The sequence below is a fragment of the Paraburkholderia sp. EG286B genome (assembly GCF_040965655.1).
Taxonomy (GTDB): domain Bacteria; phylum Pseudomonadota; class Gammaproteobacteria; order Burkholderiales; family Burkholderiaceae; genus Paraburkholderia.
Genome location: NZ_JBFRCF010000006.1, coordinates 46,286 through 63,436 on the forward strand (window position 1 = coordinate 46,286; position 17,151 = coordinate 63,436).

20 protein-coding genes are annotated in these 17,151 nt (G+C 65.7%); 18 read left to right on the forward strand and 2 right to left on the reverse strand.

Translation table 11 applies throughout. From position 1 onward, the window contains the following. Positions 1-165: 165 nt before the first annotated feature. Genes AB4Y42_RS14355 through AB4Y42_RS14370 form a run of 4 tightly spaced genes read left to right on the forward strand, consistent with a single transcriptional unit; the run spans position 166 to position 3,363 of the window. Positions 166-1,224, forward strand: a complete 1,059-nt coding sequence (locus AB4Y42_RS14355; RefSeq protein ID WP_368686623.1) for an RluA family pseudouridine synthase — start codon at positions 166-168, stop codon at positions 1,222-1,224. Between the two features lie 33 nt (positions 1,225-1,257). Continuing rightward, positions 1,258-1,917 (forward strand): HAD-IA family hydrolase, encoded by a 660-nt coding sequence (locus AB4Y42_RS14360; protein WP_368686622.1) that lies wholly within the window; start codon positions 1,258-1,260, stop codon positions 1,915-1,917. Next, positions 1,914-2,318 carry a Rieske 2Fe-2S domain-containing protein gene (locus AB4Y42_RS14365; protein ID WP_324151384.1) on the forward strand — a complete coding sequence of 135 codons (405 nt, stop codon included), beginning with the start codon at positions 1,914-1,916 and terminating at the stop codon, positions 2,316-2,318. The genes AB4Y42_RS14360 and AB4Y42_RS14365 overlap by 4 nt, the downstream gene beginning before the upstream one ends. Before the next feature lie 40 nt (positions 2,319-2,358). Then, positions 2,359-3,363, forward strand: coding sequence for a S49 family peptidase (locus tag AB4Y42_RS14370; protein ID WP_368686621.1), 1,005 nt, complete (start codon positions 2,359-2,361; stop codon positions 3,361-3,363). A 98-nt stretch (positions 3,364-3,461) separates the two neighbouring features. Here AB4Y42_RS14370 and AB4Y42_RS14375 read toward each other — a convergent pair whose 3' ends face one another. After that, positions 3,462-4,184 carry an SAM-dependent methyltransferase gene (locus AB4Y42_RS14375; RefSeq protein ID WP_368686620.1) on the reverse strand — a complete coding sequence of 241 codons (723 nt, stop codon included), beginning with the start codon at positions 4,182-4,184 and terminating at the stop codon, positions 3,462-3,464. Further along, positions 4,181-4,819 (reverse strand): Maf-like protein, encoded by a 639-nt coding sequence (locus AB4Y42_RS14380; protein WP_368686619.1) that lies wholly within the window; start codon positions 4,817-4,819, stop codon positions 4,181-4,183. The genes AB4Y42_RS14375 and AB4Y42_RS14380 overlap by 4 nt, the downstream gene beginning before the upstream one ends. A gap of 432 nt (positions 4,820-5,251) precedes the next feature. Here AB4Y42_RS14380 and AB4Y42_RS14385 point away from each other — a divergent pair, with 432 nt between their 5' ends. The 14 genes from AB4Y42_RS14385 (at position 5,252) to AB4Y42_RS14450 (ending at position 17,058) form a co-directional block, all read left to right on the forward strand. Then, positions 5,252-5,893, forward strand: a complete 642-nt coding sequence (locus AB4Y42_RS14385; RefSeq protein WP_368694580.1) for a DUF177 domain-containing protein — start codon at positions 5,252-5,254, stop codon at positions 5,891-5,893. A gap of 134 nt (positions 5,894-6,027) precedes the next feature. Then, complete coding sequence (gene rpmF / locus AB4Y42_RS14390) at positions 6,028-6,207, forward strand: 50S ribosomal protein L32 (RefSeq protein ID WP_018441573.1); 180 nt, start codon at positions 6,028-6,030, stop codon at positions 6,205-6,207. A 134-nt stretch (positions 6,208-6,341) separates the two neighbouring features. Next, a complete protein-coding gene (plsX, locus tag AB4Y42_RS14395) occupies positions 6,342-7,481 on the forward strand; it encodes a phosphate acyltransferase PlsX (RefSeq protein ID WP_069262574.1) in 1,140 nt (379 codons plus the stop codon). Next, entirely contained in the window at positions 7,481-8,470 is a 990-nt protein-coding gene (locus AB4Y42_RS14400) for a beta-ketoacyl-ACP synthase III (protein WP_368686617.1), read from the forward strand. Before plsX ends, AB4Y42_RS14400 begins: the two co-directional genes overlap by 1 nt. Positions 8,471-8,594: 124 nt before the next feature. Then, positions 8,595-9,533, forward strand: a complete 939-nt coding sequence (gene fabD / locus AB4Y42_RS14405; RefSeq protein WP_368686616.1) for an ACP S-malonyltransferase — start codon at positions 8,595-8,597, stop codon at positions 9,531-9,533. Positions 9,534-9,567: 34 nt separating this feature from the next. Next, positions 9,568-10,317 carry a 3-oxoacyl-ACP reductase FabG gene (fabG, locus tag AB4Y42_RS14410; RefSeq protein ID WP_368694581.1) on the forward strand — a complete coding sequence of 250 codons (750 nt, stop codon included), beginning with the start codon at positions 9,568-9,570 and terminating at the stop codon, positions 10,315-10,317. 167 nt (positions 10,318-10,484) lie between these two features. Further along, positions 10,485-10,724, forward strand: coding sequence for an acyl carrier protein (gene acpP, locus AB4Y42_RS14415; protein WP_004197638.1), 240 nt, complete (start codon positions 10,485-10,487; stop codon positions 10,722-10,724). Between the two features lie 191 nt (positions 10,725-10,915). Further along, positions 10,916-12,157, forward strand: coding sequence for a beta-ketoacyl-ACP synthase II (gene fabF, locus AB4Y42_RS14420; RefSeq protein ID WP_254354937.1), 1,242 nt, complete (start codon positions 10,916-10,918; stop codon positions 12,155-12,157). Further along, positions 12,154-12,651, forward strand: a complete 498-nt coding sequence (locus AB4Y42_RS14425; RefSeq protein ID WP_368686615.1) for a protein YgfX — start codon at positions 12,154-12,156, stop codon at positions 12,649-12,651. The genes fabF and AB4Y42_RS14425 overlap by 4 nt, the downstream gene beginning before the upstream one ends. A gap of 113 nt (positions 12,652-12,764) precedes the next feature. Further along, on the forward strand, positions 12,765-13,364 hold the full coding sequence (gene rpoE, locus AB4Y42_RS14430; protein ID WP_027795258.1) for an RNA polymerase sigma factor RpoE: 600 nt from the start codon (positions 12,765-12,767) through the stop codon (positions 13,362-13,364). A gap of 90 nt (positions 13,365-13,454) precedes the next feature. Beyond that, positions 13,455-14,096 (forward strand): sigma-E factor negative regulatory protein, encoded by a 642-nt coding sequence (locus AB4Y42_RS14435; protein WP_368694582.1) that lies wholly within the window; start codon positions 13,455-13,457, stop codon positions 14,094-14,096. Positions 14,097-14,101: 5 nt separating this feature from the next. Beyond that, a complete protein-coding gene (locus AB4Y42_RS14440; RefSeq protein WP_368686725.1) occupies positions 14,102-15,163 on the forward strand; it encodes a MucB/RseB C-terminal domain-containing protein in 1,062 nt (353 codons plus the stop codon). A gap of 24 nt (positions 15,164-15,187) precedes the next feature. Then, positions 15,188-16,717 carry a DegQ family serine endoprotease gene (locus tag AB4Y42_RS14445; RefSeq protein WP_368686613.1) on the forward strand — a complete coding sequence of 510 codons (1,530 nt, stop codon included), beginning with the start codon at positions 15,188-15,190 and terminating at the stop codon, positions 16,715-16,717. A 5-nt stretch (positions 16,718-16,722) separates the two neighbouring features. After that, on the forward strand, positions 16,723-17,058 hold the full coding sequence (locus AB4Y42_RS14450) for a glutaredoxin family protein (RefSeq protein ID WP_368694583.1): 336 nt from the start codon (positions 16,723-16,725) through the stop codon (positions 17,056-17,058). The last annotated feature ends 93 nt before the right edge of the window (positions 17,059-17,151 follow it).

A 17,151-nucleotide genomic window follows, 5' to 3' on the forward strand; every position in this document is an offset into this window, starting at 1 on the left:
AACCAGCCCCGGGCGCAAGTAAAATAACCGTTTATCGCTTGCAGCCTGCGCTCGCCGCGTGGTCCAAGTCCAGGATAACCCCCTTGGGGTGTCCATTGGGTGGTTCGCAGAACATTTGGCCGTTTGGCCTACCGTTGCGTCGGCGCTGGGCAAATTATATTCAGAATGAAAGGGTTAGGCAAAACATCCCAGAATCAGGTCGCAAGCGACCAGGTTTCGTTCGTCGAAATCGACGAGGGCGCGGCCGGTCAGCGCATCGACAATTTTCTCGTGCGCGTCTGCAAAGGCGTGCCGAAAAGCCACATCTATCGCATTTTGCGCAGCGGGGAAGTGCGCGTAAATAAGGGTCGGGTCGATGCGCAATATCGGCTCGCGGAAGGCGACATCGTGCGCGTGCCGCCCATCCGCACCTCGCAATCTAGCGCGCCGGCCGGCGCCGCGCCCGTGCCGGCGGCCCAGTTTCCCATCATCTACGAGGACGACGCGCTGCTCGTCATCGACAAGCCTGCAGGCGTGGCCGTGCACGGCGGCAGCGGCGTGGCGTTCGGCGTGATCGAGCAGTTGCGCGAGGCGCGCCCGCAGGGCAAGTTCCTCGAGCTGGTCCACCGGCTAGACCGCGAAACGTCGGGCGTGCTGATGCTCGCCAAGAAGCGCGCCGCGCTCGTGGGCCTGCATGCGCAGATGCGCGACAACCAGACCGACAAGCGCTATTACGCCTGCGTCCACGGCGAATGGGCGAGCGACTGGGGGCGTCGGCGCGCCGTGAAGGAGCCGCTTCACAAGTATCTGACCCCGGAAGGCGAGCGCCGTGTGCGCGTGCAGCCGGACGGCTTGCCCTCGCACACGGTGTTCAATCTCGTCGAGCGCTGGCCGGGCTACGCGCTCCTCGAAGCCGAGCTGAAGACGGGCCGCACGCACCAGATCCGCGTGCACCTCGCCCACCTCGGCCTGCCGATCGTCGGCGACGCCAAGTACGGCGACTTCGCGCTCAACAAGGACCTCGCGCGCACGGGCGCGAAGCCGGGCATCAAGCGCATGTTTCTGCATGCGCACCGATTGAAGCTCGCGCACCCGATCACGGGCGCCCCGTTGCAGTTCGAGGCGCCGCTGCCGGCGGATTGCCGCGGCTTCGTCGACGCGCTGCGCGCGCAACGCGAGGCAGGCTCGGCAACCGACGCAGCCCGACCTGGCGCGGCCCGACCTGACGCGGCGCGACCCGAATGACACCGAATCTGACAGCGTTTGGAGAAGTCCTGCATGGCTCGAGAGTTATTTGACCTGATTGTGTTCGACTGGGACGGCACCCTGATGGACTCGACCGCCCATATCACGCGCAGCATCCAGGCGGCGTGCCGCGACCTCGGCCTGCCCGTGCCCGGCGACGAGGCGGCGAGCTATGTGATCGGCCTCGGCCTGCGCGAGGCGCTGCAGATTGCCGCGCCCACGCTCGATCCGGCCGACTACCCACGGCTCGTCGAGCGCTATCGCATCCACTATTTGCTGAAGGACCAGCAGACCGAGCTGTTCGTCGGCGTGCGCGAGATGCTCACGGAACTGCGCGACACTGGCTACCTGCTCGCCGTAGCGACGGGCAAGAGCCGCGTGGGGCTGAACCGCGCGCTGGCGGATTCGCGGCTCACGAGCCTCTTCGACGGCACCCGCTGCGCCGACGAAACCTTCTCGAAGCCGCATCCGGCCATGCTTCAGGAGCTCACGCGCGAACTGGGGCAGGATCTGGGGCGCACTGTGATGATCGGCGACACGACGCACGACCTGCAGATGGCGATCAACGCGGGCGCGGCTGCCATCGGCGTGGCGTATGGCGCGCATGCGTCCGGCGCGCTCGAAAAGCTCGAGCCGCGCTTCGTCGCGTCGGACGTGGCCGCGCTCGCGGGCTGGCTGCGGGAGCACGCATGAGCGCGGCGCCCGAGACAGCGCCGCTCGAGCCTGTGCGCGTCTGCGCGGCCGACGAACTCGCCGAGGGCGGCGAGGGGCGGCGCATGAACGCGACCTATGCGGGCGGCGACGCGGTGGTGTTCTTCGTACGCTACGGCGGCGAGGTGTACGGCTACCTGAACCGCTGCGCGCACGTGCCGATGGAACTCGATTGGGTCGAGGGCCAGTTCTTCGAGTCGTCGGGACTCTATCTGATGTGCGCCACGCACGGCGCGATCTACCAGCCCGACACGGGCAAGTGCGTGGGCGGCCCGTGCCGCGGCGGGCGTTTGCGCCCCGTGCAGGTCGAGGAACGCGACACGCCGGAGGGGCGTGCGGTATTCTGGCTGCCGGACGACGCTTTGCGTCCGACCCCAACCTGATTCCTGACTATCGACCCCTTTCGACCCGTTACCCGCTCGCATGTCCGACAATCCGACCCCTGATTCGAACGAAGCGCCCCGCGCGGCTTCGTCAGACCGCGGCGCGCCCGCGCCAGGCTGGGAGCGCGAGGCGCTCGAACGCATCGCGCTCGCGGCTATCACCGAGCAGCGCGCGGCGCGGCGCTGGCGCATCTTCTTTCGTTTCGCGTTTCTCGCCGTGTTCGTGGTAATCGCGTGGGCGATCCTCGATCTTTCGGGGGCGCGCGTGGAGAGTGAGGGGCGCCATACGGCACTGGTTTCGCTCGACGGCGAAATCGGCTCCGACACCCCGGCGAACGCCGAGGACATCATCAGCGCGCTCGACAGCGCCTTCGACGACGACGGCACCGCGGGCGTGATCCTGCATATCGACAGCCCCGGCGGCAGCCCGGTGCAGGCCGGCATCATCAACGACGAGATCCATCGTCTGCGCACCAAGTACCCGGCCATCCCGCTGTACGTCGTGGTCGGCGACATGTGTGCTTCGGGCGGCTATTACGTCGCGGCCGCCGCCGACAAGATCTACGTCAACAAGGCGAGCATCGTGGGCTCGATCGGCGTGCTGATGGACGGATTCGGCTTCACCGGCCTGATGGACAAGCTCGGCGTCCAGCGGCGCCTGCGTACGTCCGGCGAAAACAAGGGCTTCTTCGATCCCTTCTCGCCCGACACGCCGAAAATGGACGCGCACGCCCAGGAGATGCTCGACCAGATCCACCAGCAGTTCATCGACGCCGTGAAGGCCGGCCGCGGCAAGCGCCTGAAGGACTCGCCGGATATCTTCTCGGGCCTGTTCTGGACCGGGCAGAAGAGCGTGGAGCTCGGCCTCGCGGACGGCTACGGCGACACCGATTACGTGGCGCGCGAGGTCGTCAAGGCGCCGGACGTCGTCGATTACACGGTCAAGCAGAGCCTCACCGATCGCGTGGCGAAGCGCGTGGGCGCGAACATCGGCTCGGCGGCCGTGCATTCGCTGCTGATGGGCGGCAAGGTATCGGTGCACTGAGCGACGGCGACGCTTTCGTTTCCCGTCGTCCTCGAGAAAAATCGGCCGCTGCGCGATGGTTGCGCAGCGGCCGATTCGTTTTCCGCGCCGAAGCGCGTTCAGTTTGCGAGCAGCAGGAAGATCGCCGGCCGCTTGTGCAATTCGGGCGCTGGCTTCTTCTTCCAGTCCGACACCGCGCGGCTCACGATCGTCTCGGTGGGCAGCGTGAGATCGGCGGCGACGCACACGAGCGTGGAGGGCGCGCAGGTCGCAAGCAGTGCGTCGAGCAGCGCGCGGTTGCGATAGGGCGTCTCGATGAAGATCTGCGTCTGCTTGATCTTGCGCGAGATTTGCTCGAGATCGCGCAGCTTTTTCACGCGCTCGTTCGCGTCGACAGGCAGGTAGCCATGAAACGCGAAGCTTTGGCCGTTCAGGCCCGACGCCATCAGCGCGAGCAGGATCGAACTCGGGCCCACGAGCGGCACGACCTTGATGCCGCGCTCGTGTGCGCGCCGCACGAGCAGCGCGCCCGGGTCGGCGACCGCGGGTACGCCCGCCTCGGAAACCAGCCCTGTGTCGATACCGGCGAGCAGCGGTGCGAGCAGCTTGTCGACCTCGCCTGCAGGCGTGTTGACATTGAGTTCGCGGATCTCGATTTCCTGGATCGGCCGCGTCGTGCCCACGCGCTTGAGGAAGGCGCGCGTGGTCTTGGCGTTTTCGCCGATATAGCTGGCGAGCGTGCCCGCGCGTTCGCGCACGGGAGTGGGCAGGACGGCGTTGAGCGCGGCATCGTCGCCTTCGCCCAGCGTGTTGGGAATCAGATAGAGGGTGCCGAGGCTCATGCTTGCGTCTCCAGCAGCGGATAGCCCGCGGCAAGCAGCATGCGCGTGAGCGCGATGAGCGGCAGGCCGATCAGGGCGGTGGGGTCGTCCGATTCGATCGCTTCGAGCAGGGCGATGCCGAGACCCTCCGATTTCGCGCTGCCCGCGCAGTCGTACGGCGTTTCGGCGCGCAGATAGGCGTCGAGCGCGGCGTCGGGCAGGTCGCGAAAGCGCACCTTCGTCACGACATCGACGGTATCCGTTTGGCCAGTCGCGGTGTCGAGCACGCTCAGGGCACTATGGAACAACACTTCGCGGCCGCGCATGGCCTGCAGCTGCTCGAGCGCGCGCTCGTGCGTGCCGGGCTTGCCGATCTGGCGGCCATCGAAGGTGGCGACCTGGTCGGAGCCGATCACGAGCGTGCGCGCCGCGCCGGCGGGCAGGGCGGCGGCCACGGCGCGCGCCTTCGCGGCAGCGAGGCGCAGCGCCGTCGCTTCGGGCGTTTCGCCGGGCTGCGGCGTTTCGTCGACGGCGGGCACGGCCGTATCGAAGGGAATGCGCAGACGCTCGAGCAACTCGCGCCGGTAGCGCGAGCTGGAGGCGAGGATGAGGGCGGGGCGGCCCGTGCGCGGGGCCTGCGAGGGAGAATCCTGCATGTTCGATCGGAGTATGAGAGCGGCTGCGAATGTGGCTGGAGAAAAGGCGGCTGTGGTTTGGCGATTTCCGGGTGGATTTCGCCTCAAAAAAGGGGCGGATATCCCGCAAAACGTCGTCAGAGGCTCCCGAAAGCCGCGCTCGCACAGACACTTGCGTACGCGAGCTTAAGTGTTTGACTCACAAAGATAAAGGCGATATGATTTTGGGCTTTTCATCGGTATGCTCTCGCCGCACGTCTTGTGCGGGCGCCTGAATTTAGCGGCGTCACGGCTCGAAAAACCTTGCCGGCAGTAGCGTGTCGATGGGCGAATGTAGGCAAACGCAGGTCGATAGAGACCTGTGCGGGCCGGCACAAGCTGGATTGCAGCGAGCCGCTGGCGGCTTTCGCGCATCGCTTGCCGCGCCCCAGGCCTTGAAGCAGGAGAGCGCACATGACCGAACACACTGGCAAGCCTGCAGGCGCCGAATTGAATCCGCGCGACTTCGATATCTTCGAATTCGCGCGCAGCGAGCGCGAAGCGGCAGGCGTCGTGCGCGTTTCGCAACTGCCGCGCATGTTAAACGAAGTCCCGGCCGAGGCGCCAGATCGCGACACCGCGTTCACCTGGCAGGCTGCGGGCTTTATCCAGCAGGAAATGCAGGACAACGGCACCGAAGGGTCGCAGCCATACCTGCGGCTGGCAGTTCACGGTGGCGCGTGGCTCACGTGCCAGCGGTGCCTCGCTCCTTACGAGCAGGCATTCAATGCGGATGCGACCTTCCGTATCGTCCAGACGGAAGAAGAGGCGGACGAGTTTCCGCTCGACGACGATGAAGTCGAAGTGATCGTGGGCTCGCGCCATATCGATCTCGTCGACTTGATCGAAGAGGAGCTGTTGCTCGCGCTGCCGCTGGTGCCGAAGCACGAAGTCTGTCCGGAAATTCACGAAAGCCTCGCCTCGGGTCCCGACGGCGCGGAGGGCGTGGATTCCGTGGACGACGTGCCGGAGCAGGAAATCGAGCCGGAAGAGCGCGTCAACCCGTTTGCGGCGCTCGAATCGCTCAAGAAGGATGGTCCTGGCAGCAAGCACTAAGGCAAGCCTTGGGCGGCTGTGCGGGGCAGGCAGTACCAGACGCGTGGGCCTGAGCCCGGAGTCCGGCCATCCCCCAAGGGTGGCGGCGGCCGGATCGGGCTGTGTTAGAATTCGGAAAATTTTCAGGAGTTATCATGGCAGTTCAACAAAACAAGAAGTCGCCGTCGAAGCGCGGTATGCACCGCTCGCACGATTTCCTCACGGGCGCGCCGCTGGCCGTCGAGCCGAGCACGGGTGAAGTGCATCTGCGTCACCACATCAGCCCGAACGGCTACTACCGCGGCAAGAAAGTCGTCAAGACCAAGAACGACTAATCGTTTCAGCATGCGGCGCGGTGTTTGACACCGGGCGCCGCATCTGACGATTCCGTTCGCTTGACCATATTTCGGCTCGGCAAAAAGGCGGCATTCAACTGCCGCTTTTTTATGCCTGAAATCCGTCGCATTCCATGACTGTTACGCTCACGATAGATTGCATGGGAGGCGACCACGGCCCGTCTGTGACGGTGCCTGCCGCAGTCCATTTCGTCCGCTCGCACCCCGACGCGCATCTCATGCTCGTGGGCGTCGAGTCGGCGGTTCGCGCCCAGTTGAAGAAGCTGAAGGCGTCGGACCATCCCGCGCTTACCGTCGTGCCCGCCACCGAGGTCGTCGAAATGGACGATCCGGTCGAAGTCGCCCTGCGCAAGAAAAAAGATTCGTCGATGCGCGTCGCGCTCAATCGCGTGAAAGAGGGCGAGGCGCAAGCCTGCATCTCGGCCGGCAACACCGGCGCGCTGATGGCCGTGTCGCGCTATGTGCTCAAGACGTTGCCCGGCATCGAACGCCCGGCCATCGCCTTCGCGCTGCCGAATCCGCGCGGCTACACGACGATGCTCGACCTCGGCGCGAACGTCGACTGCGAACCGCAGCACCTGCTGCAGTTCGCGGAGATGGGCCACGCGCTCGTCGCGGCGCTGGAGGGCAAGGATCGCCCAACCATCGGGCTCCTGAATATCGGCGAAGAAGTCATCAAGGGCAACGACACCATCAAGCGCGCGGGCGAGCTCCTGCGCGCGAGCACGCTGAACTTCCGCGGCAACGTCGAAGGCAACGACATTTACAAGGGCACCGTCGACGTCATCGTCTGTGACGGTTTCGTTGGGAATGTCGCGCTCAAGACGTCGGAGGGCCTCGCGCAGATGCTCAACGACATGATCAAGGAAGAGTTCGGCCGCTCGTGGCTCACCAAGCTCATGGCGATTGCCGCCCTGCCCGTGCTCATGCGCTTCAAGAAACGTGTCGACCATCGCCAGTACAACGGCGCGGCGCTGCTCGGCTTGAAGAGCCTCGTCATCAAGAGCCACGGCTCGGCCGATGCCTACGCGTTTGAGTGTGCGATCAATCGCGGGTATGATGCCGTCAAAAATGGCGTGCTGGAGCGCCTCGCGCACGCCATGGAAGAAAACGCCGGTTCGCTCGAACAGGCGGCAGACGAGCCCGGCGGCGCCCAGAACGTGCAAGCCGCGCAGGCGGGGCAGGCTACCAGTGCGCCCAGCCAGGCAGCGGGCGAGGTACCGCCCGGCGCCGCATCATCCTCGAAGGCATAATGGCTCAATCGACTCTCTATTCCCGCGTGATCGGCACGGGCAGCTATCTTCCGCCTGATCGCGTCACCAACCAGGAACTGGCCGAACGGCTCGCCGCAAAAGGCGTCGAGACGAGCGACGAATGGATCGTGGCCCGCACGGGCATTCACGCACGCCACTTCGCCGCGCCCGACGTCACGACGAGCGATCTCGCGCTTGCGGCGTCGCAGCGTGCGATCGCGGCCGCCGACGTCGATCCGCAGTCGATCGACCTCATCATCGTCGCTACTTCCACGCCCGATTTCGTCTTTCCGAGCACGGCCTGCCTCTTGCAGAATAAGCTCGGCATCCGCAATCACGGCGCGGCGTTCGACGTGCAGGCCGTGTGCTCGGGCTTCGCCTACGCCGTTTCGGTGGCCGACAGCCTGATCCGCAGCGGCCAGCATCGCACGGCGCTCGTGGTCGGCGCGGAAACCTTCTCGCGTATTCTCGATTTCAACGATCGCACCACCTGTGTGCTGTTCGGCGACGGTGCAGGCGCGATCATCCTGCAGGCGTCGAGCGAACCGGGCGTGCTGTCGAGCGCGCTGCACGCCGATGGCAGCTACGCGCACATCCTGTGCACGCCGGGCAACGTGCACGGCGGCGCGATCGCGGGCAACGCGTTCCTGCACATGGACGGCCAGGCCGTGTTCAAGCTGGCCGTGAACGTGCTCGAAAAGGTCGCGATCGAGGCGCTCGACAAGGCGCAGCTCTCCGCCGACCAGGTCGACTGGCTGATTCCGCACCAGGCCAATATCCGCATCATGCAGGGCACCTGCCGCAAGCTCGGCCTGCCCGCCGAGCGCATGGTGGTGACGGTGGGCGAGCATGGCAACACCTCGGCGGCCTCGATACCGCTCGCCTTCGACGTTGCGGTGCGCGACGGCCGCATCAAGCGCGGCCACAACGTGCTGATCGAAGGCGTGGGCGGCGGCTTCACCTGGGGCGCCTCCGTCATCCGCTTCTAAGCATCCTGAGCGGGCTCTCGCGCTCCCGTAGCCGGTCCTGGCGCACGACGAACACGTCGCGCGCAGCCGGCGGCGGTTCATCCGAGCGCATTGCCCACCCGTATTGAACGAATTTGGGGACGTTATGAAATTCGCGTTCGTTTTTCCCGGACAAGGCTCGCAGGCCGTCGGCATGCTCGACGCCTTCGCCGATAACGCCGTCGTGCGCGAGACGCTGCAAGAAGCGTCCGACGCGCTGGGCCAGGACCTAGGCAAGCTGATCGCCGAAGGCCCTGCCGAAGAACTCAATCTCACCACCAACACGCAGCCGGTCATGCTCACCGCCGCTTACGCCGTCTATCGCGCGTGGCAGCAGGCGGGCGGTCCTCTGCCTGCTATCGTCGCCGGCCACAGCCTCGGCGAATACACGGCGCTGGTCGCCGCCGGCGTGCTCGCATTCCGCGACGCCGTGCCGCTCGTGCGTTTTCGCGCGCAGGCGATGCAAAGCGCGGTGCCGGTGGGCGAGGGCGGCATGGCCGCCGTGCTCGGTCTCGACGACGACACCGTGCGCGCAGTCTGTGCGGAAGCCGCGGCTGCGAGCGGCGGCGTGGTCGAAGCCGTGAACTTCAACGCGCCGGCGCAAGTCGTGATCGCGGGCCACAAGGGTGCGGTCGAAAAGGCCTGCGAAATCGCCAAGGCAAAGGGCGCCAAGCGCGCGCTGCCGCTGCCGGTTTCGGCGCCGTTCCACTCGTCGCTGCTCAAGCCCGCCTCGGATCAGCTGCGCGACTACCTCGCGAACGTCACGCTGAACGCGCCGCAGATTCCCGTGGTGAACAACGTCGACGTGGCTTTCGAAACCGACCCCGCGAAGATCCGCGACGCGCTCGTGCGCCAGGCCGCGGGCGCCGTGCGCTGGGTCGAGTGCGTGCAGGCCATCGCGGCGCAAGGCGCGACGCACGTAGTCGAATGCGGTCCGGGCAAGGTGCTTGCGGGCCTCACCAGGCGTATCGACGGCAACCTGGTCGGCGCCTCGGTGCTCGATCCGAAGTCGCTCGACGAAGCGCTCGCGCTTCTGAAGGCTTAAGCGCCTACGCCACCACCGCTAACGGATTCAAACGATGGAAAAGACTTTCGACAATCAAGCCGCGATCGTGACCGGCGCCACCCGCGGCATCGGCCGCGCGATCGCGCTGGAACTGGCGCGCCAGGGCGCGACGGTGATCGGTACGGCAACGAGCGAAGCCGGCGCGCAGGCCATCTCGGCCGCTTTCGAAGCGGCGGGCCTGAAGGGCCGCGGCGCGGTGCTCAACGTGAACGACGCCGCTGCAGCGGAAGCGCTGATCGACGCAACGGTCAAGGAATTCGGCGGTCTTGCGATCCTCGTCAATAATGCGGGCATCACGCAGGACAACTTGGCGATGCGCATGAAGGACGACGAGTGGGACTCGGTCATCGACACCAACCTGAAGTCGGTGTTCCGCCTGTCGCGCGCCGTGCTGCGCCCGATGATGAAGGCGAAGGGCGGCCGCATCATCAACATCACCTCGGTGGTGGGCTCGTCGGGCAACCCGGGCCAGGCCAACTACGCCGCCGCCAAGGCCGGCGTGGCGGGCATGACGCGCGCGCTCGCACGCGAGATCGGCAGCCGCGGCATCACCGTGAACTGCGTCGCGCCCGGTTTCATCGACACCGACATGACGAAGGACCTGCCGGCGGAGCAGCAGGCCGCCCTCAAACAGCAGATTCCGCTGGGCCGCCTCGGCAGCCCGGACGACATCGCGCATGCGGTCGCGTTCCTCGCGTCGCCGCAGGCGGCCTACATCACGGGCACGACGTTGCACGTGAACGGCGGCATGTATATGTCTTAACCGGATTCAGGTACTATCCGCGCCTTGATGCGCTTGATGCAGAACATTGCGCAAGCGCCGTCGCGGATAGCCTTCCGGAACCTTGAGCGCCGCTTTTCAGCCAGGTCAAACCTGATAAAATGCGCGCACTCGCATTCATGAGCTAACTTTTTTCCCTTGGAGGGGTAATGGACAACATCGAACAGCGCGTCAAGAAGATCGTCGCCGAGCAACTGGGCGTCGCCGAAGCTGAAATCAAGAACGAAGCTTCGTTCGTGAACGATCTGGGCGCCGACTCGCTCGACACCGTCGAACTGGTCATGGCTCTCGAAGACGAGTTCGGCATGGAAATCCCGGACGAGGAAGCCGAGAAGATCACGACGGTTCAGCAAGCGATCGACTACGCTCGCGCGAACGTCAAGGCCTAAGCGCCAGATTCCCGCCTGGGCCGCGCAACGCAGTGCGCTGGCGGCCCGCGAGGACGCTTGCCCGTGAAACCGCGTACGCCTGCTGCACTCGCTGCGGGGCATCTGCCGGTCAACTAGCCACAGGGCTCACAGGAGCATTTCCTGTGGCCTCTGTGGCTTTTGTTTTTGTCATCTATGGATAAGGGGTTACCGTGAGCCGTCGTCGAGTTGTTGTTACAGGCCTGGGGCTGATTTCGCCTGTTGGCAATAATGTTGCCGACGGCTGGGCCAATCTGGTCGCCGGGAAGTCCGGCATCGCCAACATCACGAAGTTCGACGCTACGAACTTCTCGACCCGCTTTGCCGGCGAAGTGAAGGGCTTCAACGTCGAAGACTACATGCCGGCGAAAGAAGCGCGCCATATGGATACGTTCATCCATTACGGCATCGCGGCGGGCATGCAGGCGATCCAGGACAGCGGTCTCGAAGTCACCGAAGCGAACGCGGAACGGATCGGCGTGAACGTCGGCTCGGGCATCGGCGGTCTGCCGATGATCGAAGTCACGCAAACCGAGCTGCTCAACCGCGGCCCGCGCCGCATCTCGCCGTTCTTCGTGCCGGCCTCGATCATCAACATGATCTCGGGCCATCTGTCGATCAAGTACGGCCTCAAGGGCCCGAATCTGGCGATGGTCACGGCCTGCACGACCGGCCTGCACTGCATCGGCGAAGCGTCGCGTCTGATCGAATACGGCGACTGCGACGTGATGATCGCGGGCGGCGCGGAATCGACCGTCTCGCCGCTCGGCATCGGCGGCTTCGCGGCAGCGCGCGCGCTGTCGCAGCGCAACGACGATCCGGCGACGGCCAGCCGTCCATGGGACAAGGACCGTGACGGCTTCGTGCTCGGCGAAGGCGCGGGCGTGATGGTGCTCGAAGAGTACGAACACGCGAAGGCGCGCGGCGCGAAGATCTACGCGGAAATCGGCGGCTACGGCATGAGCGGCGATGCGTATCACATGACCGCGCCGCTCGAAGACGGCGACGGCGCACGCCGCTGCATGATCGCCGCGATGAAGAACGCGGGCGTCAACACCAGCGAAGTGAACTGGCTGAGCGCGCACGGCACCTCCACGCCGCTCGGCGACCTCGCGGAAACCACGGCGATCAAGCGCGCCTTCGGCGACCATGCGAAGGACATCGTCGTGAACTCGACCAAGTCGATGACGGGCCACCTGCTGGGTGGCGCGGGCGGCCTCGAGTCGGTGTTCACCGTGCTCGCCGTGCACAACCAGGTGTCGCCGCCGACGATCAACATCTTCAACCAGGATCCGGCATGCGACCTGGACTACTGCGCGAACACCGCGCGGGACATGAAGATCGACGTCGCGCTGAAGAACTCGTTCGGGTTCGGCGGCACCAACGGCACGCTCGTCTTCAAGCGCCACGCTTGATCCTGCACGACGAGACAGCGGCCGCGCCGAATGCTTCGGCCGGCCGCGTTCCTCCTGCATTCCCCTCGCGGCGCGCGGGCGCGCCGCTGCTTTCCCTGCGTCCATCGCTTGCGCTGCAACTGCTCGTTGCCGCGGGTCTCGGCGTGGCCGCGGCCGCCGTCTACACGACGCTCGCACCCTGGTCCGGCGTCTGGCAAGCGTTGCCCGCCACGCTGGCGTTCCTGGCGACCGGCGGCCTCGCGGCTGCGGCGTGGCGACGCAAGCAGCCGGCCTTCCTCGAAATCGGGTCAGATTTTCTCGCGGCCTGGTCGCGCGACGGTGCCTGCCTCGCAGCCGGGCGACTTGCCGGCGCGTCGCAATGGGGCGCGTGGCTGCTCGCGCTCGTCGTGGAGCAGGGCGCACGCCGCACGACGATTCTCGTTGCCGCCGACGCCGTTCCGGCAGAAGTCTTCCGCACACTCGCCGTGCGCGCGCGCAGCGCGGCCGGCCGCTGAGCTTCCCTTCGCTGTAAAGCTTGTAACCGCTGTTACTCGCGTAACGTGAGACCGTGGCGAGGACGCTACAATGGTGCCCCCACGTCTACTTCATGTGCTAACGGATTTCTCAGGTGAGCGAAAAAGAAATTGATCAGGTTCTGGTCGAGCGCGTGCAAAAAGGCGACAAGGCCGCGTTCGAGCTCCTGGTCTCGAAATACCACCGCAAGATCATCCGGCTGATCTCGCGCCTCGTGCGGGACCCCGCCGAGGTCGAGGACGTGGCCCAGGACGCCTTTATCAAGGCTTACCGCGCACTACCGCAGTTTCGTGGCGAATCGGCTTTCTATACGTGGTTGTACCGGATTGCTGTCAATACGGCGAAGAACTACCTTGCGACCCAGGGAAGACGCGCGCCGACTTCTACCGAGGCAGATGCTGAAGAAGCGGAAACTTTCTCGGACGCCGATCAACTAAGGGATATCAATACGCCCGAGTCGATGTTGATGAGCAAGCAGATCGCACAGACGGTCAATGCTGCGATGGCGGTTTTACCGGAAGAACTGCGCACCGCCATTACGCTTCGGGAAATAGAAGGCCTAAGCTACGAGGAAATCGCCGAAATGATGGGGTGCCCGATCGGCACCGTCAGATCGAGAATTTTCCGCGCTCGGGAAGCCATTGCGGCAAAATTGCGTCCGCTGCTGGACACTCCGGAAGGCAAGCGCTGGTAAGAAGAAGAACCAGCTTCGCCCCGGGCGGCGACGCGATTCACCAGAATGAGTTGGTGTCACAGGGACGTCTGTTAGGGAATGGGGAGCATCATGGGTTCGGTCTCGATGCAATCGGTATCAAGCTCGCGCGGCGAGCGTCTGTCCGCCTTCGTCGACGGTGAAGCGTCGGCGCAGGAGCATCTGAACGGAAATTTTCTGGAACTCGACGGCGAAGGGCGCGCAGCCTGGTCGGAGTACCACCTGATCGGCGACGTGCTGCGTTCCGACGATTTGGCCCTCAGCCAGGCCGCGAGCCGCGCCTTCATGACGGGTTTCGCGGCGCGCTTCGAAGCGGAGCCGCATCTGCTCGCGCCGGCCGCGCTGCCGCAGGCGCAGGCTGGCCGCAATGAGCGCGTGGGCCGCATTCTGGCGTTGCGCCGCCGCGTGATGCCGTCGCTGGCCGTGGCCGCCGCGGCCGCCACGCTCACCTGGATCGTCATGCCGCAAATGCGCGGTGTGGGCATGGCCGGCGCGCCGCAAATCGCCGCTGTGCAGTCGCAGGGCGACGGCGTGCAGCGCGTGGCGATGAACACCACGCCGGCGCCTGTGGCGGGCGGTCAGGACGGCAACATCATCCGCGACGCGCGCCTCGACGAATATCTCCAGGCGCACCAGCAGTTCGCGCAGCAGCCGGTCATTTCGGATTCCATGCCGTACATCCGTTCAGCCGCTCTTACCACGCAAGGCCAATAAGTTTGATGCAGACATTGCGGTTGAATAAAAAGACAATCTGGGGGCGGTTGCCGGCATTCCTGTGCTGCGCAGCCGTGATGTTCACCGCTCTGTCTGTCGCCCCGCGTGCCCACGCGCAAGGCGCGTCGGCGGCCGATGCCGCCACGCGCCAGAGCGCGGCACAGCTGCTCGACCGCATCCAGCAGGCCGCCCAGCAGCAAAGTTACGAAGGCACCTTCGTCTACCAGCGCGGCGAGTTCGTGCAGTCCTCGCGCATCACGCATTACGCCTCGAAGCAGGACGGCGAGTTCGAAAAGCTCGAAAGCCTCGACGGCAAGCCGCGCACGATGCTGCGCCACAACGACGATCTCTATACCTTCGTGCCCGAGCGCAAGCTGCTCGTCGTCGAAAAGCGCCAGAACAAGGACGCTTTCCCGGCGCTGCTTTCCACGAGCGGCGACCAGGTGCTGGGTGTCTACGAGCCGAAGATGCTCGCCAACGACCGGGTGGCCGGCCTCGACAGTCAGGTGATCCAGCTCGACCCGAAAGACAACTTCCGCTTCGCCTACAAGCTGTGGGCGGACGCGAAAACCGGTCTGCTGCTGCGCTCGCAGATGCTCGACCCGTCGAATGGGCAGGTGCTCCAGCAGCTCGCGTTCACGCAGGTGCGCATCGGCGGTCCCGTCGACAAGACGCCGATCGTCAACGGCATGCGCAATATCGAGGGCTGGAACGTCGTGCGCCCGCCGCTTCAGCCGATCGACATCGAGGCGCAGGGCTGGTCGTTTGGGCAGGCCGCGCCGGGCTTCCAGAAGATTCGCGAAGTGCGCCGGCCGATGGCGGCGCGCGACGCGAGCGATCCGCCCATCCCGGTCGATCAGGCGGTATTCTCTGACGGACTCTCCACGCTTTCGGTGTTTATCGAACCGGTCAAGAACAACAGTCGCAAGGAAGGCTCGGGCAGCAGTGGCGCGACCCACGTGCTCGTGAAGCGCAACGGCGATTACTTCATCACGTTGCTTGGCGAAGTGCCCCAGACCACGTTGCAGCAGTTTGCGTCTGCCATAGAATACAAGGCTCCCAGGTAACTCCTTCCTTCGGCTGACTTCGATATGACGATTCTCCCGCTGCGCAAATTCTTCGCGGCCGCGGTCGTGGCGGCGTGCCTGCCGTTCGCACCGCACGTGGCATCGGCGGCGCCGGCTGCCAACCTGCCCGACTTCGCCGACCTCGTGGACAAAGTGGGGCCGTCGGTCGTCAATATCCGCACCACGACGCGTATCTCCTCGGCTCAGCGCGGTCTGCCGCCGGGCATGGATCAGGGCGACATGTCGGAATTCTTCCGCCGCTTCTTCGGCATCCCGCTCCCGCAAGGGCCGCAGGGTGGGCAGGGCGGCGGTCAGGGTGGCAGCCAGGGCGGAAGCCAGGGCGGAAGCCCGGGCGGCGGTTCGGACTCCGGCCCGGACAGCGGCAACGACACCGAACAGAACAGCGGCGTCGGCTCGGGTTTCATCCTCTCGAGCGACGGCTACGTGATGACCAACGCGCACGTCGTGGACGACGCGGACAGCATCTACGTGACGCTCACCGACAAGCGCGAATTCAAGGCGAAGCTGATCGGCGTGGACGACCGCACGGACGTCGCCGTGGTGAAGATCCAGGCCGCCAATCTGCCGGCCGTGACGATGGGCGACTCGAACAAGGTGCGCGTGGGCGAGTGGGTCGTGGCGATCGGTTCGCCGTTCGGCCTCGAGAACACCGTGACGGCGGGCATCGTCAGCGCGAAGGGGCGCGACACGGGCGACTATTTGCCGTTCATCCAGACCGACGTGGCCGTGAACCCCGGCAACTCGGGCGGTCCGCTCATCAACATGCAGGGCGAGGTGATCGGCATCAACTCGCAGATCTATAGCCGCACGGGCGGCTTCATGGGCATCTCGTTCGCGATTCCGATCGACGAAGCGATGCGCGTGGCGGATCAGCTCAAGTCCACGGGCAAGGTCACGCGCGGCCGCATTGCCGTGGCCATCGGCGAGGTGACGAAGGACGTGGCCGACTCGCTCGGTTTGCCCAAGGCGCAAGGCGCGCTGGTTTCCAGCGTCGAGCCGGGCGGCCCGGCCGACAAGGCGGGCATCCAGCCGGGCGACATCATCCTGAAGTTCAACGGCGCGAGCGTCGACGCCGCGACCGACCTGCCGCGCATGGTCGGCGACACGAAGCCGGGCACCAAGGCGACCGTGACGATCTGGCGCAAGGGCGCAACGCGCGATCTGCCGATCACGATCGCCGAGATGCAGACCGACAAGAACGCGAAGGCGGACCAGAAAAAGGCGCCCGAGCCCAAGCCGCGCGCGATGAACGCGCTCGGTATCGCGGTGGTCGACATTCCCGCCGACCAGCTCGCCCAGCTCAAGATCAAGGGCGGCGCGATGGTGGACTCGGTCGATGGCCCGGCACAGCGCGCCGGCCTGCAGAAGGGCGACATCATCCTGCGCGTGGGCGACACGGACATCACCAGCGCAAAGCAGTTCCAGGAGGTGACGGCGCATCTCGACCCGCAGAAGACGGTCGCGGTGCTCGTGCGTCGCGGCGACAACACGCAGTTCGTGCCGTTGCGCCCGCGCGCGCCGGGGCAGAAGTAACGCCGATGCGCACGCCCATGCGGTCTGAGTCGGAGGCGCCGGGCGCGCTCGAACGGGCGAGCGCGCACCTCGTGCTCTACGGGCGCGCGTGGTGTCACCTGTGCGAGGAGATGCGCGTGGCGCTCGAGCCGCTCGCCGCCGCGGCGGGCGCGCGGCTCGACGTCGTCGATGTCGATTCCGACCCCGCACTCCTGGCGCGTTACGACGAGCTCGTGCCGGTGCTCCTTTGCGACGGCATCGAGCTGTGTCACTACCATCTCGACGAAGCACGCGTGCGCGCTACGCTGGGCTTGGGCGCCGACGCACCGAGCGTGCCGCCGGCGCCGCCCGGCGGTGCGTGAAACGCGTGCGCAGGGCGTGACCCATCCGTTACATCACCGGATGGTTCGCCCGTGGGACCCCTTTTCGGCTAAAATAGTCCGGTTTTTCATCTG